General features: G+C 41.7%; 25 protein-coding genes and 1 other RNA gene. 7 read left to right on the forward strand and 19 right to left on the reverse strand.

The features are described 5' to 3' along the window. Window position 1: 1 nt before the first annotated feature. From LCY76_RS18175 to gvpT, 10 genes are all read right to left on the reverse strand, one after another. Complete coding sequence (locus tag LCY76_RS18175) at window positions 2-286, reverse strand: gas vesicle protein K (RefSeq protein ID WP_248253797.1); 285 nt, start codon at window positions 284-286, stop codon at window positions 2-4. Then, window positions 273-527: a gas vesicle protein gene (locus LCY76_RS18180; protein WP_248253798.1), complete on the reverse strand. Its 255-nt coding sequence runs from the start codon at window positions 525-527 to the stop codon at window positions 273-275. Before LCY76_RS18180 ends, LCY76_RS18175 begins: the two co-directional genes overlap by 14 nt. 21 nt (window positions 528-548) lie before the next feature. After that, entirely contained in the window at window positions 549-1,349 is an 801-nt protein-coding gene (locus LCY76_RS18185; protein WP_248253799.1) for a GvpL/GvpF family gas vesicle protein, read from the reverse strand. 10 nt (window positions 1,350-1,359) lie between these two features. Then, entirely contained in the window at window positions 1,360-1,617 is a 258-nt protein-coding gene (locus tag LCY76_RS18190) for a gas vesicle protein GvpG (protein ID WP_062232709.1), read from the reverse strand. Next, window positions 1,614-2,381 carry a GvpL/GvpF family gas vesicle protein gene (locus tag LCY76_RS18195; RefSeq protein ID WP_248253800.1) on the reverse strand — a complete coding sequence of 256 codons (768 nt, stop codon included), beginning with the start codon at window positions 2,379-2,381 and terminating at the stop codon, window positions 1,614-1,616. Before LCY76_RS18195 ends, LCY76_RS18190 begins: the two co-directional genes overlap by 4 nt. Window positions 2,382-2,388: 7 nt before the next feature. Further along, window positions 2,389-3,306 (reverse strand): gas vesicle protein GvpN, encoded by a 918-nt coding sequence (gene gvpN / locus LCY76_RS18200; protein WP_248253801.1) that lies wholly within the window; start codon window positions 3,304-3,306, stop codon window positions 2,389-2,391. A 34-nt stretch (window positions 3,307-3,340) separates the two neighbouring features. Beyond that, complete coding sequence (gene gvpO / locus LCY76_RS18205) at window positions 3,341-3,604, reverse strand: gas vesicle protein GvpO (protein ID WP_091003041.1); 264 nt, start codon at window positions 3,602-3,604, stop codon at window positions 3,341-3,343. A gap of 80 nt (window positions 3,605-3,684) precedes the next feature. Continuing rightward, window positions 3,685-3,948, reverse strand: coding sequence for a gas vesicle structural protein GvpA (gene gvpA / locus LCY76_RS18210; RefSeq protein ID WP_062232702.1), 264 nt, complete (start codon window positions 3,946-3,948; stop codon window positions 3,685-3,687). A 37-nt stretch (window positions 3,949-3,985) separates the two neighbouring features. Next, on the reverse strand, window positions 3,986-4,561 hold the full coding sequence (gene gvpQ / locus LCY76_RS18215) for a gas vesicle protein GvpQ (RefSeq protein ID WP_248253802.1): 576 nt from the start codon (window positions 4,559-4,561) through the stop codon (window positions 3,986-3,988). A gap of 514 nt (window positions 4,562-5,075) precedes the next feature. Further along, window positions 5,076-5,483, reverse strand: coding sequence for a GvpT/GvpP family gas vesicle accessory protein (gvpT, locus tag LCY76_RS18220; protein WP_248253803.1), 408 nt, complete (start codon window positions 5,481-5,483; stop codon window positions 5,076-5,078). A gap of 301 nt (window positions 5,484-5,784) precedes the next feature. Here gvpT and LCY76_RS18225 point away from each other — a divergent pair, with 301 nt between their 5' ends. The 5 genes from LCY76_RS18225 to LCY76_RS18245 all read left to right on the forward strand — a co-directional run bounded on the left by LCY76_RS18225 (window position 5,785) and on the right by LCY76_RS18245 (window position 10,686). After that, complete coding sequence (locus LCY76_RS18225) at window positions 5,785-6,441, forward strand: PIG-L deacetylase family protein (RefSeq protein ID WP_248254716.1); 657 nt, start codon at window positions 5,785-5,787, stop codon at window positions 6,439-6,441. Continuing rightward, the gene (locus LCY76_RS18230; protein WP_248253804.1) at window positions 6,413-7,762 is read left to right on the forward strand and encodes a glycosyltransferase family 4 protein; all 1,350 of its coding nucleotides are present in this window, start codon (window positions 6,413-6,415) and stop codon (window positions 7,760-7,762) included. The genes LCY76_RS18225 and LCY76_RS18230 overlap by 29 nt, the downstream gene beginning before the upstream one ends. After that, window positions 7,759-8,937, forward strand: coding sequence for a carboxylate--amine ligase (locus tag LCY76_RS24065; protein WP_248253805.1), 1,179 nt, complete (start codon window positions 7,759-7,761; stop codon window positions 8,935-8,937). Before LCY76_RS18230 ends, LCY76_RS24065 begins: the two co-directional genes overlap by 4 nt. 33 nt (window positions 8,938-8,970) lie before the next feature. Beyond that, the gene (locus tag LCY76_RS18240) at window positions 8,971-10,041 is read left to right on the forward strand and encodes a phosphotransferase (protein WP_248253806.1); all 1,071 of its coding nucleotides are present in this window, start codon (window positions 8,971-8,973) and stop codon (window positions 10,039-10,041) included. A gap of 75 nt (window positions 10,042-10,116) precedes the next feature. Next, entirely contained in the window at window positions 10,117-10,686 is a 570-nt protein-coding gene (locus LCY76_RS18245; RefSeq protein ID WP_248253807.1) for a kinase, read from the forward strand. Between the two features lie 188 nt (window positions 10,687-10,874). Here the strand turns inward: LCY76_RS18245 and ssrA are convergent. From ssrA to secG, 6 genes are all read right to left on the reverse strand, one after another. Beyond that, window positions 10,875-11,235, reverse strand: a transfer-messenger RNA (tmRNA) gene (gene ssrA / locus LCY76_RS18250). A 120-nt stretch (window positions 11,236-11,355) separates the two neighbouring features. Then, window positions 11,356-11,823 carry an SsrA-binding protein SmpB gene (smpB, locus tag LCY76_RS18255; RefSeq protein WP_053357118.1) on the reverse strand — a complete coding sequence of 156 codons (468 nt, stop codon included), beginning with the start codon at window positions 11,821-11,823 and terminating at the stop codon, window positions 11,356-11,358. 105 nt (window positions 11,824-11,928) lie between these two features. Then, window positions 11,929-14,229 (reverse strand): ribonuclease R, encoded by a 2,301-nt coding sequence (gene rnr / locus LCY76_RS18260; protein WP_336606265.1) that lies wholly within the window; start codon window positions 14,227-14,229, stop codon window positions 11,929-11,931. Window positions 14,230-14,256: 27 nt separating this feature from the next. Then, window positions 14,257-15,009 (reverse strand): alpha/beta hydrolase, encoded by a 753-nt coding sequence (locus LCY76_RS18265; protein WP_248253808.1) that lies wholly within the window; start codon window positions 15,007-15,009, stop codon window positions 14,257-14,259. A gap of 18 nt (window positions 15,010-15,027) precedes the next feature. After that, window positions 15,028-15,720: an alpha/beta hydrolase gene (locus LCY76_RS18270; protein WP_248253809.1), complete on the reverse strand. Its 693-nt coding sequence runs from the start codon at window positions 15,718-15,720 to the stop codon at window positions 15,028-15,030. 138 nt (window positions 15,721-15,858) lie between these two features. After that, window positions 15,859-16,089 (reverse strand): preprotein translocase subunit SecG, encoded by a 231-nt coding sequence (secG, locus tag LCY76_RS18275; RefSeq protein WP_053357115.1) that lies wholly within the window; start codon window positions 16,087-16,089, stop codon window positions 15,859-15,861. 147 nt (window positions 16,090-16,236) lie between these two features. Here secG and LCY76_RS18280 point away from each other — a divergent pair, with 147 nt between their 5' ends. After that, entirely contained in the window at window positions 16,237-16,884 is a 648-nt protein-coding gene (locus LCY76_RS18280; RefSeq protein ID WP_248253810.1) for an ABC transporter ATP-binding protein, read from the forward strand. After that, window positions 16,874-17,653 (forward strand): ABC transporter permease, encoded by a 780-nt coding sequence (locus LCY76_RS18285; protein WP_248253811.1) that lies wholly within the window; start codon window positions 16,874-16,876, stop codon window positions 17,651-17,653. Before LCY76_RS18280 ends, LCY76_RS18285 begins: the two co-directional genes overlap by 11 nt. Before the next feature lie 266 nt (window positions 17,654-17,919). Here the strand turns inward: LCY76_RS18285 and LCY76_RS18290 are convergent, their stop codons facing one another. Genes LCY76_RS18290 through LCY76_RS18300 form a run of 3 tightly spaced genes read right to left on the reverse strand, consistent with a single transcriptional unit; the run spans window position 17,920 to window position 19,697 of the window. Then, a complete protein-coding gene (locus tag LCY76_RS18290; protein WP_248253812.1) occupies window positions 17,920-18,639 on the reverse strand; it encodes an ATPase in 720 nt (239 codons plus the stop codon). After that, on the reverse strand, window positions 18,623-19,123 hold the full coding sequence (locus LCY76_RS18295) for an ECF transporter S component (RefSeq protein WP_248253813.1): 501 nt from the start codon (window positions 19,121-19,123) through the stop codon (window positions 18,623-18,625). The genes LCY76_RS18290 and LCY76_RS18295 overlap by 17 nt, the downstream gene beginning before the upstream one ends. Next, entirely contained in the window at window positions 19,113-19,697 is a 585-nt protein-coding gene (locus LCY76_RS18300; protein ID WP_248253814.1) for a cob(I)yrinic acid a,c-diamide adenosyltransferase, read from the reverse strand. The genes LCY76_RS18295 and LCY76_RS18300 overlap by 11 nt, the downstream gene beginning before the upstream one ends. Between the last annotated feature and the right edge of the window lie 424 nt (window positions 19,698-20,121).

A 20,121-nucleotide genomic window follows, 5' to 3' on the forward strand; every position in this document is an offset into this window, starting at 1 on the left:
CTCATAATAGGTTCCCTAATGGCCCAAGATCAATATTTAAATCTTCATCCTTTAAATTAAAAATGGTTTTAAGCTCGTCCATTTTTACTTCTAAATTCATTAATGCCACGCCAAGGTTTTCAATTTGTTCATCGGTTAAATTTCCGCCGTCCACCCGGCGGATGGCGTGCCTTTCAACGATTTGCCTTAACAATTCAATGACCGTCAGAACCAGCTGTGCTAAGCCATGCTCAGCGTTATCGGGATCCAGATGAATTTTTCCGCTGGATGGATTATTTGTTTGCATAAATTAGGCCCTCCCTTTGTTTATCAAATTGGTCGGACGAGATGTCTTTACGATTGCCTGAAGATGAGTTCACAAGCGTTTCAACTGAAGCAATCAGCACACGCAGATCAAGATAAACCAAATCTACTCCTGCAATTGAAATGATTAGATCTCCTTTGATGGCGACACCTTTATCTAAAATCACATCTAAGATATCAATAAGAGTAACTTCCTTATTTTCAATGGCTTCTCTATGTCCCATGAGCTAATCCCTCATTTCAGGTTAAGCTTGCGAAATGGTAGGCAGGCCATGGACCAGAAGCCTCGAACTTCCAACCAGTTTCTGCGAGCTCATTTTTCCTTTTTTAATTTCTTCTAAAAATTCTTCCACTGTATCTGCTGGTATAAGGTATACGCTATTCCAGCACATATCGAATTGTTTCCCTGTTACATCCTTACCCCAATTTTTTTTTACTGAATCATGAAGGGAGAATTTGGCAAGTTCCTCATGAATCTGTTCACACGTTTTATTTATTTCTTTCTCTAACTCCTGGTCTGCCAATTGATCGATCTTTCTTTTTTCAAAGAACTGTCTGCCAGGAGGCAATTTGCTTATCTCTTCTTTTTTTTCTTCTATTAATGAATTGTGGCCACTGATAAAGTCTTTTAATTTTGAGTGGTCACAATAGATTTTCAAATTCCATTCCTCGTTGCCTGCGAGTTGAGTGAACGAGTTGGTGATCTTCTTTTGGTGCTCTTCAATTGTTTCGCTCAAGCTATTTTCGCTTGTATAAATCGTACAAAATTTCATTGGAATTACTGTATATTGTTTTTGGAGTGCCAATAGAGCTTCATGGTGATGAAGCGCCTTTCCTTGAAGCCATTCCATGTCGTTGTTCATTTTTTCTTTAATTGATTCTTCTGAATACGTGTCTGCATCAAGCTCACAGACAACGGCCGTAATTTCATTTAATTGAATGGTATATACTTCATTCTGTTCATCTAACCCCCGAAAAGAAGGAACTGCGTCTTTTATTGCTTCTTCGGTGGGAATAAGTCCATATAAATAAACGAGTTTCGCCATCTTTATTCCCTCACTTTTGCTTCTTCGTCAAATTCTCCCACTCTTCCATTTCCCGCTGTTTTGCTATCTCATATCTTACTAACAATACTTCTTCTTGTTCCTTGTAGACCTCTTCCGGTATTTCTTCAAGTTCATACATCATTTGAAGCTGAATCAATTTTTGCTGAATAAATGAAATGTCATACAGTTCCCGATCCACTTCTTCTTTAACCTTTTCACCAACTTTAATGACAAGATTCATCGGGGACATTAAAAGTTTGTGGATCATGTTCCTTCCTCAACCTTTAGCTGAATATTGATGAAATTGTAGGCGGGCCATGGACCGGAATACTTAAAATCGAGTTTGTCCTCCCATTTTTCATGAACTTCATTTACTTTTTGGTCAAAGAGTTCTTCCTTATCGCGGTCAATTAAAAAGGCTGCATTCAAAAGCATGGTTTCGCCAATCGGCTTGTTGATTTTTGAAGCTGTAGATGCTTCTTTTAATGGATTAAAGATTTCCGCTTTAATATCATTTTGAAGAGAACTGAAAAATTTTTGAGCCATTTCGCCAAGCTGAATGCGTTCATAATACGCTGCATCCTGAGACTTGCCTTGAACCGTTTTTTTCATTTGTTCTACTTCAGGTTTTTTATTAATTTCCTCTTCCAGCCATTGTTTTTTGCCCATTACCTTTAGACCAAGTTCTATTTTCCCCTTTATTTCTGGAAACAACTGTTCAAACTGCGGATACAAATTTTCCAGTAGAACTTTTACATCTTCTTTTGAATTGAACACATTTCCAAAACTAATGGGAATGACCGTATCGTTTTGAGCCATAACAGAAGATATCACATCTTGATGGGCCATTAAGTTTTCCTTATTGGGATGATAAATTTTCATTGGCATTTCTGCTGCTACAATGGCTGCATCCTTATAATGAATGGTAAACGTTGATCTTTCTTGGCCTTCAATGGTGACATTTCCAAACTGATACTTATCCTCTGTTGTTTGTATACCGCAAAATATATAAATACCTGTTGATTGACTCATTGATCGCTCACTCCTTTACTGCTTTTTTGCATTCGCTTATTATTAGCTCTCTTAGCTTTGATGAATCCTTCTCATCCATGCATTTGGCGACAGGTGCGAATAAGATGTCCAGGCATAACCGCTGAAAATCTTCATCTTTACCGTTTATTGGGATATCGGCCTCATTTGCAAGTTTTGCAATCATAATAGAAGCCCGCAGACTTGGTCCGTTATTGCTGTTTTCACTGCATTTTTCTCTGAGAGCAGCAACAAAACTTGTTATGGCTTTTGCTTGATTTGAATCAACACCTGTTTTGCTGGAGACAATGGCGGCTTCAGTATCTTTGTCTGTATAATCTAACGGAATGGTAATGAGACGATCTAATAAAGCATCCTGTGTTTCGTAAACGCCTGCATATTCAGAAGGATTGCTCGTAAAGATTACTGTGAATTTCGGATGGACTTTCATAAAGGGATCTTTTTGCTTTGTGCCGTATAACGGTAAAATCCCCTCTTCCAAAATTGAAAGGAAAATATTATTAGTTGAGGGCTCAGAACGGGTAAATTCATCATAAATCAATGTGTACCCATTTTTTACAGCATCCAATAATCTTCCGTTATTCCACGTTTCCGTAACATTTTCTTCTTTTTTGTAAACCGAACGAATAAAATTATCGACCACTTTTTGGGTGGTATATCCTGTATAGGCCCCGATTAGATCAGCATTCGATAACTCCCGGTTCCCATGCATTAACATAACGGGACGTTTCCGCTTTTTCGCTAAAAGGAGTGCGAGTGTCGTCTTGCCAACTCCAGGCGGTCCTGTGAAATGGACGGGATAACCAGCTGAAAGATAGTTTAAGGAACGAGAAATTAAGTTTTTTATCCCGTCATGCTGCAGTAAATCTGAATTTACTTTGTTTTTATTTTCCGTTAAGACCGTCATTTTTTACTCCCCCATTCCAACCCATCATCGCCTCCTAGTCTTCAGCAATAGCACTTCGATATCGGATGTTTATCCTTGTGAAAGACGTTACTTCTTTCTTTTTGTTCAAGGAAACTTGATAGACGCCCAACATTTCATCTTTTGCATATTTCTTCATGTAATCTTTTTCTTCGATCACTTCCACAATGACTTTCCAGCCTTCATCTTCCGTGCCTTCAACTGATGTAATCTTGTGAGGGGGGGCTACATGCTCTTTGAAAAAGTCATTTACGGCTTCCATTAGTTCTTTTATTTCCATTGACAGCCTCCACCTTTGCTATTAGAAATATTATAGTAGGTGGCCAGAGCAGCTTTTACATTGCTCTGGCCATAAAATAGTTAAATGCTAAAGGCTTGGCTGCCTCTTTCATTGGACTGAGATGGCAGGCCTTCTTTTTCAACTTCATCTCGCAGCAACCCAACTGCCTCAGCATATCGAAGCCATGTGTCGACACTTGCAATAACTACCCTAGCTTCGATAGTTATTAATTCTATTCCTACAAGAGAAACTCGAGCAAATACATCGATGACAACACCTTTATCAAGAATTCGGTCGATAACCTCTGCAAGACTTGAACTATCCGTACTTTTTTGAACACTCATCTTTTCATTCTCCTCTCTTTAAATAAAATAAGATTTATTAGGAACTGATGGTTTTAATATCAGTTGCTCGTTTAATATCCTTTGAGCTTTTAATATCATTGGAGCTTTTCAACTGATTTGAACTTTTAATGTTGTTAGCCCCTTTGATATCATTAACACTTTTAAGCTTCGTGTTTTTTTTCTTGGAATTAATTTTTTCCTGAAACTCTTCTCCTGCTTCTTTTAAATTCTTAAGTTTATCCTGGACATTTAATAAAACATCCCTTACTTTGTCTGCTGCTTGCTCAGCTTTGCCATGAACTTTATCAGCGTTCTTTTCTTTCGCATCTTCCAATTTTTCAGCAGCCTTACTCACTTTGGACTGAAGCTCTTCCTGAAATTTTGATTTAAGCTGATCCTTGGCTTCTTCTTTTACCTTCTCTTTAGCTTTATCTTTCAAACCGGAAGGGCTTTTCTTCACTGCTTTCACAGCTGCTTTCACTGCTCCTTTTCGTATCCCTTTCTTTGCATTCTTTCTGACGCTCGGGATCATAAAAGAAGCTGTACTCGCGAGTAGTCCTCCTATAAGTGTGCCTTTTCTTAATTTGCTTTGTCCTGATGTTTGCCGAGTCACCAAATCCCCCCTTTCACAAATAAGTGAACCTTTACTCAATGAAGGTTGTCTGTGAATGTACTCAACAAACGAAATCAAATTAATGATTCCATAAACACGCTATACCCCTTTACTAACGCAATAAAAACATGGACCCGTTGGAACGCTGTGTTTCTTACCATTATTTTCACGTATTATGTCAGCGCAATCTTGCTGAAAAATGAAAAACACTGCTTTGGCAGTATTTTATTTGTGATTTTTATAAAAACATTAAAAATATTACAGTTAGATTACATTTACTCAAACAATATGACTATAACGTTCCTAGTCATTGTTTCTTTCAATAAAAACTATATTTACTATATTTGTGGTCCATTTAGTACGGAAATCCAATAATACGTTGATAAGAGAAAAGGAATAAAGAAAAGGAATTTGTTAGTAACAAAAGGAGCCGGGTCACATCAAAAAACCTGTCCATATACATAAAAAATGGACAGGTTCTGAAAGTATAGACTTATTTAAAGAACAGTACTTTTTACTCAACTAGCTTGTTTAATTTTTCTTCTAGCCTCTGTAATTGGTTTGCTAGCCGTTTATTCTCCTCTTCTAGTGCAGAATACCTTGCTGATTCATTATCTTCATTTTTTCTCGCCTTCTCTTCCTCATCAGTGTCCTTGCTTTTATCTTTATTTAAGAAACCCGCTGTCGTTGATTTTATATTTTTCAATGCTTGTTCTGTTACCCTTTCTTGAACCGATCTTCCTATTTCCGCAGCTAAAGTTTTTATGGTTTCTGATTGTCTAATGTGAGATACCACTAATTTGCGTGTTTCAGGTTTATACAACCATCCTAGGGTTGCCCCGACGGCTCCTCCTATGAGGGCTCTGGAAACGGACGCCTCTTTACTATCTTCTGATGGCTTATTGTTTTCATTATCATTCATCATACTTACCTCCTGTTTTGCTTACACCCAAAAAGTCTTTCAATTAATGAGCTTTGCTTATTCATGTTCCACATTCTAATTTGTTTTAAACTCAAACCGGAACTCTCTATAAGTAAATAAAAGGACCTGCCAATGATTTTATTGAAGAAGGAATCGTCATATTGTTGAAACCTTAACCGTAAAAACAGCAGTCTATTCATTCAGTATGATAAATTTCCAATTCCTTTCCACTAATGTCAGTTTCCTAACTAATGGTGTGTCCATATATATAAAAGAACGAAAAAAATTCGAGGTGAAATACATGAGTACCAATGTAATTGTGATTGCTGCTCATCCAGACGATGAAATCCTTGGCCCTGGTGGAACAATAAAAAAATTGGTTGAAAATGGCTATAAAGTGATTTCCGTGGTTGTTGCAAAGGGGCGTAAGGAAAAAGAGGATTGCATTAAAGAATCAATGTTAAAGGCTAATAAATACTTGGGGGTAGAAGAGGTTGTTTTTTTAGAATATCCGAATCTACTATTAGAAACTCTCCCTCTACATTCTTTAACTAAAGAAATTGAAGCGCTTTTGGCCAAGTATGAACCTTCCATGATTTTTACTCATCATTACGGAGACCTAAACCGGGACCATCAAATATTGTACCAGGCCGTAATTACTTCAGCCAGGCCATTGCCTGGGAAAAAGGCTGCTGAAATACTCTGTTTTGAAACAGTTTCTTCGTCTGAATGGAGTCAACATACGAACGATAAAGAATTTAAACCAAACTATTTTGTGGATATAACGGAAACCATTGATGATAAACTCCAATCTCTTTCATTTTATCACGTAGAGATGATGGATTTTCCTCATCCCCGTTCATATCAAGGAGTGAAATCATTAGCACAGGTTCGAGGCATGACGGTTGGAGTAGATTATGCGGAAGCGTTTGAAATCATCAGGAGGGTATGGAAATGACAGACCGTCAATATTCAACACAGCCTCCATTATTTATCCCCTATCCCCATTTAGTATCTGCAATGGATCAATATTATGGACTGACAACAGCTTTAAAAAAGAAAAAAACAAACCAGATATCCAGAAACCCTTTGAATTAAAACAAAAGAAAAACATGAAAATCTTAATCACTACTTTCTGGAACTACCCTTTTGTTGGCGGATTGCAAAACTACATCACTGCACTTAAATCAGGATTGGAAAGCTTAGGCCATATTGTCCATATTGCTGCACCTAACCACTTCGAAAATGATGGCATTGACGGAATGCGCCAAACAATTATGGAGGATGTAAAACAATTTTTTGTTAAAAGGTATGGAAGCTTCAGTGAAAAGATCATCCAAAATGTTTGGCAAATGCGCAGATATGAATGGATGCTAAAATGCGTGGATATTTCTAGGTATGATATTATTCACGCACAAGATCGGTTTACAGCAAATGTCATGTGCCAGCTTAATGAAGGTTATCAAAAACCGCTGCTGTTCACTCCCCACGGATTTATGACACACACACGGCTAAAGTTTAATCTAATTGAAAAAGGGTCTGTAGAAGAAGCCTACTTTTTGGCCATTGACCAAAAAGCCGTTCAAAGCTCGACCCATATCATTAGTTTATGTGAATATTTTCGACCATTGCTAAACAGTTTAGGTACTGAGGAAAGCAAATTGACAACTGTTTACACTGGAATTGATTTTGGAATTGCCCCTCCAGGGAAATCAAGGAAAACTGCAGATAAGACAATTATTACCTGTATTTCTCGCCTTCGGCCGCGTAAAGGACATAAATACCTGTTTGAAGCACTTTGGCTCATTAGAAACAAGCTTGAAAATGTAGAAATATGGATTGTAGGGGAAGGATCAATGAGAGAAGAGCTTGAACGCCAATGTCAGGATTTACAGCTGGGAAATGTGTATTTTCTAGGAAGGAGAAAGGATATTCCAAAAATATTAAAACGATCAGATATTTTTGTCCTGCCAACTACCAGTGATACACTTCCCATTTCTGTGATAGAGGCGATGTTTGCCCGGAAGGCGATCATTACAACAAACTGTGGCGGAATACCGGAAATTATTCAGGACAATCATTCGGGGCTTATAGCTGAACCGGGAAACTCTCAACAACTAGCTGAAAAATTAACGATCCTTCTGGACGATTCCATTCTAAGGAATTCTTTAGCACAAAATGCTAAATGCTTTGCTGAACAGCATTTAACGATTGCCAGTATGGCTAGAAAGATTGAGGAAGTTTATCAATCTTTTTTGCACAGAGGTGAGATGCAGTGAGGCATGATCTACCAGCCGTAGTTTTAGATTTAAGTGCGACTGGGATCGGGATAGTTCGGAGTTTAGCCGAACAAGGCATAAAAGTATATGCATTTGATACAGAGACTAAGAAAAAAATTGGAAAAACCAGATATGCAAGCTGCGGTGTATGCCCTAATCCTGTTTCTGAGGAAGAAAAATTAATAGAGCACCTTACAAGGCTAGGGCAAACATTTGAGGAGAAAGCGGTACTCTACGCTGGATCGGATGACTATGTACGCTTTATATCAAAATACAGAGATCAGTTGTCTTTGAATTATCTTTTTCTTTTACCTGACCATTCATTAATCGAGGCTGTGTTAGATAAAAGATTAACCTACGATTTATCAGTAAAATATAACGTTCCATGTCCTAAAACGTTCCTTATTGATGATGAAGATCATCTTGAGCGGATTGTTTCTGAAGTAATGTTCCCCTGTATATTAAAACCAGTCATTTCCTCCAATTTCCGGAACCGTATCGATCATCATCTGTATAGAAAAGCAATATTAGTTGAAAATCCAGTCCAGTTAAGGGAAGAGTACCTCTTTTACAGCCGTTTTGGAGAGCTCATGATTCAAGAGGTGATTCCTGGAGAAGAGGCATCCATTTATTCAGTAAAAACCTTATTTGATGAGGAAATGAATCTAATTGGACTCTGGATGAATCAAAAACTCCACCAATTTCCTCCCGACTTCGGTTCAACCGCCATGGCGTTAAGTATCAGGGATGAGGACGTAATAAATATGGCAGTGCCATTTTTGCGTAATATCAAGTTAAAAGGCCTGTCAATTGCGGAATTTAAGAGGGATGAAAGAGACGGCAAGTTGAAATTTATTGAGATTAACCCCAGGATTGGGTTAACCCAAAGATTGTCAATAGCCTGCGGTGTGAATTTAGCATACTTGAACTATTTGCTGGTAACTGGACAAAATCCTTCCCCAGTGACGAAACAGACAGAGGGCATCAAATGGGTTTACCTGGTCCGCGATTTTCTATCCTTCCGCCAAAACAAAAAAAACGGGAAAATGACAATCACCGAATGGATAAAAAGCCTTTCCGGACATAAGGTAGAAGCTTTATTCAGCTGGAAGGATCCACTTCCATTTATAAGGAGCTTTGTGTCCCACATTCGATATTTATGGACAAGAAAATGAGTTTTTCAATATAAATTAGGGGGGATTTCTGCATTGAGCAGTAAAGAAGAAATCGTAAAACAGTGGGATCAATTTGGATGGAAAAAAAAGTTCGAATTTTTCTCAAAAAATGAAGTTGCGCTGCCTGAAGATAAAATAGAATGTCTTAAAAATTCCAGGGAAAAAACAAGTATCTGGAAACTGATCCTTACAGATGGCCTAAACAGTCTTCCAGTAGTCCTCAAAATATATAAACCACCTTTTAATGAAAATCATAGTGTGGAAATTAACATGTATCACAGCGGATATACTGCCATGGCTGAATTTATGCCAAAAATGTATTGGATTGAGGAAAGAATAAATGATGACGAAATCTGGCTATTTACAGAATTTGTTCAACCTTTGCGCGGGCAAATCAAGATTACGCCCAAACATCTCGATCTTATCATTCCGACTGCTGCAAAATTCCATGCCCGCACATTTGGTGATCGGATAACCAGGTACAAGGATTCTTTTGATTACTGGCTGCCCCGATTTGATTCTGCGCTGGCAAACACAGAAAGACGCAACCATATTGAAAAAACAAAAGAATATCTAGATCTTGCGATGAAAGATCCAGCTGTAAGAGAAATAGTAGAACCTGGATACAACACTATTCAAAATATCCTGCAAAAGGGGCCAATTTTCTTTCCGGAAATTATGGAAGCAGGCCAGTGCCTCATCCACGGTGATCTTCATCTTCATAATCTTTGCTGCCAAGACGGCAGGGATGAAGAAAATTGGAGCATTCAAATGATTGACTGGGAGTCTGCCAAGTATGCACCCTGTTCATTTGATATGGTTGTTCTGGTTGAATTGTTGATTGATTTCAGAACGGACTGGCAAAAAAGGGAAGAAGAAATAAGAAGTCATTGCATGCTGTTATACGCTCAGGAAATGCAAAAAGAAGGAATAACCTTTCATACAGACACCCTAAAGCTATTAAAAATGGCTTATTTACAAAGAACATTAGAGAAAAGACTCCTAAATCACCTTAGAAGGGTATTGAATGGAGAACAAAGTGTTCTGCTAAAAAGATACATTGAAAAAATAAACAGCTGGGGAAAGGAATTGGGTTTATACTAGCAGATCAACGTTAAAAACTTAAATACACGAATTGAATTGCTGCTGAAGTCTAATTTTAATAAAGGAAGTGTATGAATGGAAAGTATAACGGCAATAGCAGCCAGGAATAAAGGAAAATTAGATTTGGAAAATCTCACAAAATACAAACAGCTTGGCAAGGGCGGTGATGGAGCGGTTTTTCAAATTAGTCACAATAAATGTGTAAAAATTTTCTGGAAAGAAAAAACTCAAAAACTTGAACTGAAGGCATTACAGAAAGGACAATCATCCCCAATCATACCCCGACTCTATGAGTATGGATCCAACTATATTGTCATGGAGTATATCAACGGATACAATCTGAAAAAATACCTCAAAAAAAAGAAACGTTTTTCTGGTTCAAAAATAAAACAAATATTATACATGCTTTCTGAATTTAAGAGGATAGGTTTTTTGAGACACGATACAGAGGTACGTCATATTTACTTCAACGAGAAGGGGGAGGTAAAAGTGATCGACCACAAAAGGGCATTTACCACTGATAGAACTTATCCCATGAAGTTAATATCGGGTCTTGAAAAGCTCGGATATGCAGAGGAATTCCTTCAAGGGGTCAAACAGATTTCGCCAACCATTTTTAATGAATGGGCAAAATATTATCAATAACCTTTTAGATGGCGTCAACATGCTGCCATTTTTTCTTTTTCTTCAGGTAAACCATTGAATGAACTGTCCCTTAAGATTGTAAGTTCCCAATTGTACATGGGATATTACAGATATAAAAAAAACCTAACACGGTTAGGTCTTAGAGCTCTATGCAAAGAAATATGTAAAAAACCACCAACATTATGTATTGGTGGAGACGGTGGGAGTCGAACCCACGTCCAAAGATAACGGCACTTAAGCTTCTACGAGTGTAGTCGATACATTCGCGTTTCGCAGCCTCATTTGCCTATCGACAGGCGTTTGAAGCGCTAGCCTGATTGTGCTCTTCCATCGTCCTCAGGCGGAGGACAGCCGGCGTAGCCCACTAAGAGTGAGACCCTTACCCTACCACATGGGCGATGGAGGGAGGATCAGCTAAAGTGCTATTACGCAGCTAAAGCTAGGTTGTTGTTAGTTTTGCCAGTTATAGGCGTTGGCGTTTTAACGAGGCCGACCCCCTCGACTCGCAACTTAAGCTCGAACTATCCCTGTCGAATCCGTAACGTCCCCATGGAATATCCCGGGGTGAATCTACGGGAAAAGTTAAAGCTGCTGCATTTATTCAATTGTCAGCAACAAAGTTATTATAGCATTTTTGCGGTGTTTTTTCAACCGGACGCACCCTCCAGTTTATGCCTTTTGGCGGTCTCTGAAGGCTCGTTCGATCTCGCGTTTTGCATCTTTTTTCTTCAAATCTTCACGCTTGTCGTAGTTCTTCTTACCTTTCGCAAGGCCTATCAGAACTTTAGCGAAGCCATTTTTCAAATACAGTTTCAACGGTACAATCGAGTAACCCTGCTCCTTCGTTGCACCGAGCAGTCTGCTGATTTCCTTCTTGTGAAGAAGCAGCTTGCGGGTTCGCAAAGGATCATGATTGTAGCGATTGCCCTGGTCATACGGGCTGACATGCATGTTATGAAGAAACATTTCTCCATTTTGTACGCGGGCAAATGAATCCTTTAGATTAATCCGGCCAGCTCGAATGGCTTTGATTTCTGTTCCCTGGAGGACGATTCCTGCCTCAAAGGTTTCTTCTATATGATAATCGTGCCGCGCTTTTTTATTTTGTGCGACAAGTTTTCCTTCTCCTTTTGGCATATGTTCCTGACCTCCCCCAAACAGTGCAAACTTAATTATACTAAATTGGTCAGGAAACGTCAATGTGACTGGACTTCATCACAAAAACGTTTCCCGCCCTAGCTTTTACCTCTTTTTGTTTTTCTTTTTCTTTTTCGTTATGTTCCCTTTGTAGAACGGCTTTTTCTTGCCTTTAGTAGAGCCGCCTTTATCTCCGCGTTCGTTCTCCGGACGTCGTGTCTTCCGTTTGCGATCACCGCCTTCGATCACTTTTGGACGGTCTTTGCCCCGTTTTCTTGGTGTGCCTTTCATGCCGACGATTTCAAAATCGATCGCGCGTTCATCCAGGTTAACGTTAATGACGCGAACTGAGATTTCATCACCAATTCTGAACACATTCCCTGTGCGTTCTCCGATCATCGCCATATGCTTTTCATCATAACGGTAATAATCATCCGCCAGATAGCTCACATGGACGAGGCCTTCTATGGTATTCGGAAGCTCTACGAACAAGCCAAAGTTTGTCACGGAGCTGATAACCCCATCGTATTCTTCACCGATTTTATCCTGCATGAATTCAGCTTTTTTCAAATCATCCGTCTCACGTTCAGCATCTACGGCACGGCGTTCCATTTCTGACGCATGTTTCGCGATCTTCTCGAGCTGTGCGGTCCACTTCCCTATCGTTGCCGGATCTGTTTTCTTATTAATAAGATAGGTTCGGATTAAGCGATGGACGATCAAGTCGGGATACCGGCGGATCGGCGATGTAAAGTGAGTGTAGAATTCGGTTGCCAATCCATAGTGCCCAAGGCTCTCAGGGAAGTATTTTGCCTGCTTCATGGATCGGAGCATAATTTTGCTGATCACCATTTCTTCCGGCTCGCCTTTTACTTCCTCCAGGAGTTTTTGAAGTGCAAGCGGATGGACTTCGGTAACCGCATCTTTTAAAACATAGCCAAACATAGCGATGAACTCCAGGAACCGCGAAAGCTTCTCTGCATCCGGGTCTTCATGGATCCGGTACATGAAAGGCAATTCTGCTTTATGAAAATGCTGAGCAACGGTTTCGTTCGCACAAAGCATGAATTCCTCGATCAGACGCTCTGCCACGGAACGTTCCCGAAGAACAACATCCTGCGGTTCACTGTTTTCGTTCACCAGTACTTTTGCTTCAGCAAAATCAAAGTCGATGGCACCTCTCTTGAACCGGCGCTTCCGAAGAACTTCAGCAAGCTCACCCATCCCTTTAAAAAACGGGATCAGCGGCTCATAGCGTTTTAATACTTCTTCATCTTCTTCCTGAAGAATTTTCCTGACGTTTGTATACGTCATGCGTTCAACGGTGCGGATAACACTCGGGAAAATTTCATGCTTGATGACTTCCCCTTTTGGCGTGATCTCCATCTCACAGGATAACGTTAAGCGGTCCACGCGCGGATTCAAGGAACAGATCCCGTTAGACAATCGATGCGGAATCATCGGGATTACACGGTCCACCAAATATACGCTTGTTCCGCGTTCAAGGGCTTCTTCATCGATCGGTGAACCTTCCGTAACATAATGGCTGACGTCCGCGATATGAACACCGAGCTTGTAGTTGCCGTTATCCAGTTTGATGACATGAACGGCATCATCCAGGTCTTTCGCGTCTTCTCCGTCAATCGTAACGATGGTTTCCTCTCGAAGGTCACGCCGCCCTTCGATGTCTGCCGGATCGATCGTGTCAGGAACGCTGTTCGCCTGGTCAAGCGCAGCTTCCGGAAATTCACGAGGCAGGCTGTGCTTAAAAATAACCGAAAGAATATCCACTCCAGGGTCATTCTTATGGCCGAGAATGTGAATGACTTCTCCTTCAGCGCTGTTCCGTCCTTCCGGATATTTCGTTATTTTGACAACGACCTTGTGCCCTTCAACCGCTCCGTTAACGCCATCCGCAGGGATGAAAATATCGTTTGGAATTCGTTTGTCGTCCGCCACCACAAAGCCAAAACTGCGGCTTTCCTGGAAGGTTCCTACCGTTTCTGTGACCCCGCGTTCAAGAATCCGGATAATCGTACCTTCCGGATGTGATCCTTTTGAATTCGTATTTAATCGAACAAGCACGATGTCATTGTTCATGGCGCTGCCCATATCGGATTGGGAGATATAAATGTCTTTCCCTTCTCCCGTTTCCGGAATAACAAAGGCAAACCCTTTGGCATGAGCCTGCACCTTTCCACGGACAAGGTTCATTTTATCCGGCAGACCGTATCGGTTTGTTCTCGTTCTGACGACAAGGCCTTCCTCTTCCATTTCATTCAGCGTGCGGACGAGATCTTTAAAATCCTCCGCCTCCTGAAAACCATACGCATCCTCCAGTTCCTGAACGGTGAGCGGTTTATAGGCTTCTTCTTTCATAAACGCTAGCAATTGCTGTTTATCCACTAATTTTCCTCCTTTAAGGCAAAAAGCTTATTCCACGGACCAGTCGAGCTTCTCCAAGAAATTGAAAACATCTTCGTGAAGCTGTTCCTTTTCTTTTCCCAGTGTGATCACATGGGTTGAATGTTCGTACCATTTTAAGTCTTTCAGATCGCTTTCTACTTCATTGTAAATAATATTCGCTGATTCTGTATTAATCATTTCATCATGTCTAGCCTGTACCACAAAGGCAGGTGCGTATACCATATCAATGGAATTTCTTATTTCTCCGAGCAGATCCTGCAGCGCCTTCAATGTATTCATCGGCGTGCTTTTGAACGCTTCCATCTCCTGATCGATCTGCTCCTGTGTTTTATTCTCCCTGCTTTTGTATTCGCGAGCGTAGGCAAGTACCCCTTTGTACATCGTTTCCTCACTCTTAATATGCATAGGAGCACACATTGGAATGACACCTTTTACCGGCTGTTCCGTCGCCAGCTTTAAAGAGAAAACGCCGCCTAGTGACAATCCGCATACGACAATTTCTTCGTAGCCGCTTTCTTTTAAATGATTAAATCCTTTCATCACATCGCTCCACCAGTCAGATGGGCCTGTATGTACGAGTTCTTCCGGCGGGACACCATGCCCTTTATATTGCGGCGCGTGGGATGTATAACCCTTTTTCTGCAAATAGCGGCCGAGCATCCTGACATCCGCAGAACTGCCGGTAAATCCATGTAATAATAACACCGCCCGCTTTCCCGCTTCAAACATAAATGGTTTTGGTGCTGCTATTTTCATCATGATGCATTCTCTCCCTTATTACGATTGTTCCATTAAAAATTGAAAGACTTCCTCAATAAGCTGATCCTTCTCTACATCATGGCAGATCATATGCTTCGATTCTTTCAGATAACAAATTTTTTTCTTCTGTGCAGGTATGGTTTTATATAAGTATTCCGCACTTTTTCTTGGCACAAGTCCGTCACTTTCGCCTTGAACGATTAACGTTGGAGCATGAATCGTTTGAAAAGATGGCTTCAGCGTTTTGACCAGCTTGCGGAACTCAAATGTTGCACGAAGCGGTGTCTCCAAAAACTTTTTACGATAGCGCTGGTAAAGCTCATCGTCTTTTAAATTCCCTTGCATCCCCTTCACAACCATCTCTTTTATATCCTTCACCATTTGAGATGGATTCATATAATAGGCGCTTGCACTCAGAAGGATCAGCTTGTCGCATCCATACTTTGAAGCAAGATATCCGCCGATCATGCCGCCCATGGAAAATCCGAGTATATAAACGGTATCGCTTTTCTTTCTCAATTCCAGAAAAGCGCTTTCTGCTTCATCGATCCAAAGCTTGTGTGTAATGCCTCTCAGCTTGAGCTTCTCCCCGTGCCCCGGATAGGTGGGGACAGACAGGAGCCAGTCGGTATGATCCCTTATATAATCCGTAACTGGTTGGACTTCATACGGACTGCCGGTAAAGCCATGCAAACATAGACAGCCAATCATACAATCACCTTTTTTAAGTTAAGTTACCCTTTTATGCCCGTAAAAAATCATAACATACGGCACCTGGAAAAAGCTCGGTATACGCTAGATGCAAAAATAAAAACAGCAAGTGAAAATTCACCTGCTGTTAAGGTATCATTAAATAAAATAAGCTACGGCAATCGCCAAAAGAAAGAACAAAGCAGCTAAGATCACAGTCATCCTGCTTAGCACGGCTTCCATTCCGCGGGCTTTTTGCTTTCCGAATAATTGCTCCGCACCACCCGTAATCGCTCCGGATAATCCTGCCGAACGGCCAGATTGAAGAACGACGACTACGATAAGGGCGATTGAAACGATCACCAATAAAATTGTTGCAGCTGTTTCCATTTGTCACACCTCCACGACCAACATTACACTTATCTTTAATGTACCATACGAGCTGTTCTCCAGGCAATGTGTTCAAGCTATTTTATCCATGATAGCAAAAAGAGTTTTTGGGAATAGTTTCAAATAAGAACAGAGGAGGCCGAGCCCATGTTTGAATTGAAAGAAATCGTCTATAAAGATATTCTAGCTTTTCAGGAATTATCTATTGAAGAAGGCAAAGTAAGCATTATTACGGGTGAGAGCGGAAGTGGAAAGACCACCCTTTTAAAAATGCTGAACCACTTGATTTCACCGGATGGAGGAAACGTCCTGTACAAGGGAGAGGATGTGGCAGCCCTGAATCCTGTTCTTCATCGGAGAAATGTCGTCATGCTTCAGCAGATGCCTGCGATTTTTCCGGGAACGGTAAAAGATAACCTGACAGCAGGTCTTTCCTTTTCAGAGAAACCCCTGCCAGCAGATGCTGAACTAGAAGAAGCTTTACATACGGTTTACCTAAAAAAATCATTGGAAACAAAAGCCGGAGACCTTTCTGGAGGAGAGAAGCAGCGCCTTGCTCTCGCACGTGTGCTCTTAATGGATGCGGAAGTCTATCTGCTCGATGAGCCTTCTTCTGCTTTGGATGACGAAACAGCGGATGACGTCATCTCTTCCTTTTTGCGTAAATCCAAGGAAAAACAAAAAACGGTCGTCATGGTTACCCACTCCAAACGAATTGCAGAGCATTATGCGGATGTAAATATTCAGCTGGAAAACATCAATCAAAAGAATAGGGGCGTGGAGCATGAAGGATAAGGTTATTGATATCTCATTATGGCAGCTTCTTTCCGCTTACCTGTTCATTGTCATTTTAACAATCATTGTAAAGTGGAGAGGAATAGCGAGGGAAAAAGAAATCGTAATCGGTACGCTGCGGATGACGATCCAGCTTGTGTTAGCCGGTTATGTTCTCACTTATTTGCTCAAGCATCCTCACCCTGCATTAACGGTCCTCATTCTCGTTCTTATGGAAGGTTTTGCGGTCTATAACGTCTTTAAACGAATAAAACACGAACTGTCTCCATCTTTGAAAAAGGTAGTCGCTCTCTCAATGACCATCGGAACTCTCATCAGTCTGTTGTTTTTCAATTATGTGGTCATCCAGTTCTCTCCGTGGTATGAACCGAGATATGTGATACCCATTGCCGGAATGATCATCGGAAATGCGATGACAGGCGTAACGCTTGGAGTCAATCATTTAGTAGAAGGTATGGAGAAACAAAAACATATGGTGGAGGCGGCTCTTATGCTAGGTGCTTCTCCAAAGGCCGCCACTAAAGAACTTGTGGATCTGGCGTTTGATTCCGCTATTCTGCCTACCATCAACTCCATGGTCGGGATGGGAATCATATTTCTGCCGGGAATGATGACCGGGCAGATTTTGTCCGGCATCTCTCCGATCACCGCGATCGAATACCAGATCGCCATCATGCTTGGCATCGCAGGCTCTGTTGCTTTCAGTGTCATTATCTTCGTCCAGTACGGCTACCGCACGTTTTTTAATGAACGGGCGCAATTGAAATAGGTTATATTTTCGGTGAGACACGCAGGCGCTTGCGCCGATATGGTTTACCGTACGCCCCGCGAAAAGCGAGCAGCCTGAAACGGAAATCAACCACTCTCAGTAAGCAACAAGGATGACGAAAACAGCTGTGGTTTCTTCGGGAGCGCATTTTTGTAGATAATCTTCATCGCTAATGTGATTGGAGTGCAAGGTGCGAGACTCCAGCGCACGCCCCGCGGAAAGCGAGCAGCCTGAAACGGAAATCAACCACTTCTATGTTAGTCTATTTACAATCCGGCTTCTGTAAGCTCGTAGAAATGCCTCCCGCAAAGCTTTTGGATGCTGGCAGAATACTCAGGCTCATAACTGATCAGCGCACATGTTGAAGGGCCTGCTGAATGTTCCATCGGCAGGCTGCATGTAAACGTTCTTGAACTCCTGGTTAAGATCTCGAGCTCATGTGTGATGCCTTTCGAGCCGACGGGAAGGATTTCATAAACCCCTTCCGTATGTAAAAGTTTTTGAAAAAGGGAAAGCGGAAGAACGTCCTCATGGCGGGAAATCACTTCTTCTCCAACCAATGGCACGCCGATCACAGCATATTTTGCATGTGGCGGAGTAAAGTTCAGCCGAAGTGCCGCTTGATTTGCTTTGCCAATCATCGTAAAAGAAGAAGCAGACTGCAGCATCTTCATGTTGCTTTCCGTACTTCCTGTAATCTCTACACTTTTTAAATCCAGCTCAGCAATCGTCTGTTCCGCACCCCTTACAAGCTCCGTCCATGCTTCTTTCCCATTGAAAGAATGAATGAGAAAGGAAAACGGCACTGCTCCAGCCGCCATCACTTCCATAACACAGACTCGGGCACCGAAAGCCGCTACGATAGAATAAGGAACGTGCACTGTATCCAAAGGAAGGTTTCCAATCGCTCCTGAATTATCGGCTGCCATCACAATGTATTCATCTGAACCCAACTCCAATAACGTTACATCACGATTTGTTTTCATGATTTATCCTTACGTTTGATCGGTCAAAGACAGGCCTCAGCCTTGGAATGAGCAGCTGAGCTGCCACCCCGTTGAGCACTGCTGCCACAACTAATCCAGGGATAAAAGCAAGTACCGCAGCTTTTCCGAGTACCGGCCAAAAACAAAGCGGTGCCGCTATGCCGTTTCCTGCAATAAAGACCAGGATCGCTGCCATCTTGAAATTCCGCCGATAGAGGATTCCAAAACTAAAGCTTAGCAGCCCCATCTGAACAGCGATGAGAAGATGAAGCGGCCCCAGCGGAAAACCAGATAGGCCGGCAGACATGAGATGCCCTATACAGCCAACAGCCATTCCTGCTAGAGGAGACATCAGTGCTCCGGCGGCCAGTGCCGGCATGGAATCAAAGGCCACACTCCCGACAAGGGCTGGAATCTTAATAAAAGAACCAGCCACAGACAAGGAGAGGAAAGCGATAAATATGGTGAATTTTTTATTCAGCATCAGCTTTGCGTTTTCCTCCGCGGAAAACAATGGCACTCCGCTCGTATTCCACATCGTTGACACCGGCACGGAAATTGATGACACGGGCGATGGCGAAAAAGTAATCAGATAGTCTGTTCACGTACTTTAAAACAACCGGGTTGATCTCATTATCCTGCTTCAGTTCAACGATTTCACGCTCCCCGCGCCTTGCTACCGTACGGCAAACATGAATAGCAGCCGACGCTTCAGAACCGCCCGGCAGAATAAAACGCTCCAGGTCCGGCGCTTCTTTAATGTACTCGTCGATCCGCTCTTCCAAGAACGTGATCATATCCGCGTTCGCTTTATAAGGATAGTCCTTTTTCACTGAAGACAGATCTCCGCCGCAGTCAAAAAGCTCATGCTGAATCTTTACCAGTTCATTGCGGATGTCATCGAACTTGGCGTCCTGCAGCTTGGTAACCGCCAGGCCGACAAAACTGTTCAATTCATCCAGTGTACCGTAGGCTTTCACCCTGATATGATTCTTATCAAGCCTTCCTCCAATCACACTAGTCTTCCCTTCATCTCCTGTACGCGTGTATAGCTTCATTGTTAATCATCTCCTTATTATTTTAAGGCTGTTTTCGTAACCTTTGTTGCTCTTGGGAGTGGTTGATTTCCGTTTCAGGATGTTCACTTTCCGCGGGGCGGGCGGTGAACATCCTCCCGCAAGACAAGGAAGGCTTCGGCAGCGTTATATCGCACGAAGAAAATGTGAAATTCATTTTCTAGGAGTCTCGCACCTTCCACTTCAATCAACTTGTCAATGAAGCTCTTTACAATAAGGTTCCCAAAGCAACCATCTTTTAGAAAGGCTGTTTTCGCAATCTTTGTTGCTTTTTGGGGTGGTCGATTTACGTTTCAGGATGCTCGCTTTCCGCGGGGCGTGCGCTGAGCCTCCTCGGCGCATGCGCCTGCGTAGTCTCACCTGTCACGCTTTCCCCGCAGGAGTCTCGCACCTTGCACTCCAATCA

Source organism: Fictibacillus marinisediminis, assembly GCF_023149135.1.
Taxonomy (GTDB): Bacteria; Bacillota; Bacilli; order Bacillales; family Fictibacillaceae; genus Fictibacillus_C; species Fictibacillus_C marinisediminis.

What these genes read in the sequence shown, in the direction of transcription:
- LCY76_RS18190 (WP_062232709.1), bottom strand. Translation starts at nt 1,617, where the DNA reads ATGATCCACAAACTTTTAATGTCCCCGATGAATCTTGTCATTAAAGTT.
- LCY76_RS18285 (WP_248253811.1), top strand. Translation starts at nt 16,874, where the DNA reads ATGAAGGATAAGGTTATTGATATCTCATTATGGCAGCTTCTTTCCGCT.
- gvpO (WP_091003041.1), bottom strand. Translation starts at nt 3,604, where the DNA reads ATGGAAATAAAAGAACTAATGGAAGCCGTAAATGACTTTTTCAAAGAG.
- LCY76_RS18280 (WP_248253810.1), top strand. Translation starts at nt 16,237, where the DNA reads ATGTTTGAATTGAAAGAAATCGTCTATAAAGATATTCTAGCTTTTCAG.
- secG (WP_053357115.1), bottom strand. Translation starts at nt 16,089, where the DNA reads ATGGAAACAGCTGCAACAATTTTATTGGTGATCGTTTCAATCGCCCTT.
- LCY76_RS18290 (WP_248253812.1), bottom strand. Translation starts at nt 18,639, where the DNA reads ATGAAAACAAATCGTGATGTAACGTTATTGGAGTTGGGTTCAGATGAA.
- gvpA (WP_062232702.1), bottom strand. Translation starts at nt 3,948, where the DNA reads ATGAGTGTTCAAAAAAGTACGGATAGTTCAAGTCTTGCAGAGGTTATC.
- LCY76_RS18175 (WP_248253797.1), bottom strand. Translation starts at nt 286, where the DNA reads ATGCAAACAAATAATCCATCCAGCGGAAAAATTCATCTGGATCCCGAT.
- LCY76_RS18300 (WP_248253814.1), bottom strand. Translation starts at nt 19,697, where the DNA reads ATGAAGCTATACACGCGTACAGGAGATGAAGGGAAGACTAGTGTGATT.
- LCY76_RS18295 (WP_248253813.1), bottom strand. Translation starts at nt 19,123, where the DNA reads ATGCTGAATAAAAAATTCACCATATTTATCGCTTTCCTCTCCTTGTCT.
- LCY76_RS18245 (WP_248253807.1), top strand. Translation starts at nt 10,117, where the DNA reads ATGGAAAGTATAACGGCAATAGCAGCCAGGAATAAAGGAAAATTAGAT.
- LCY76_RS18195 (WP_248253800.1), bottom strand. Translation starts at nt 2,381, where the DNA reads ATGAGTCAATCAACAGGTATTTATATATTTTGCGGTATACAAACAACA.
- gvpN (WP_248253801.1), bottom strand. Translation starts at nt 3,306, where the DNA reads ATGACGGTCTTAACGGAAAATAAAAACAAAGTAAATTCAGATTTACTG.
- smpB (WP_053357118.1), bottom strand. Translation starts at nt 11,823, where the DNA reads ATGCCAAAAGGAGAAGGAAAACTTGTCGCACAAAATAAAAAAGCGCGG.
- LCY76_RS18185 (WP_248253799.1), bottom strand. Translation starts at nt 1,349, where the DNA reads ATGGCGAAACTCGTTTATTTATATGGACTTATTCCCACCGAAGAAGCA.
- LCY76_RS18225 (WP_248254716.1), top strand. Translation starts at nt 5,785, where the DNA reads ATGAGTACCAATGTAATTGTGATTGCTGCTCATCCAGACGATGAAATC.
- LCY76_RS18265 (WP_248253808.1), bottom strand. Translation starts at nt 15,009, where the DNA reads ATGATGAAAATAGCAGCACCAAAACCATTTATGTTTGAAGCGGGAAAG.
- LCY76_RS18180 (WP_248253798.1), bottom strand. Translation starts at nt 527, where the DNA reads ATGGGACATAGAGAAGCCATTGAAAATAAGGAAGTTACTCTTATTGAT.
- gvpT (WP_248253803.1), bottom strand. Translation starts at nt 5,483, where the DNA reads ATGAATGATAATGAAAACAATAAGCCATCAGAAGATAGTAAAGAGGCG.
- LCY76_RS18270 (WP_248253809.1), bottom strand. Translation starts at nt 15,720, where the DNA reads ATGATTGGCTGTCTATGTTTGCATGGCTTTACCGGCAGTCCGTATGAA.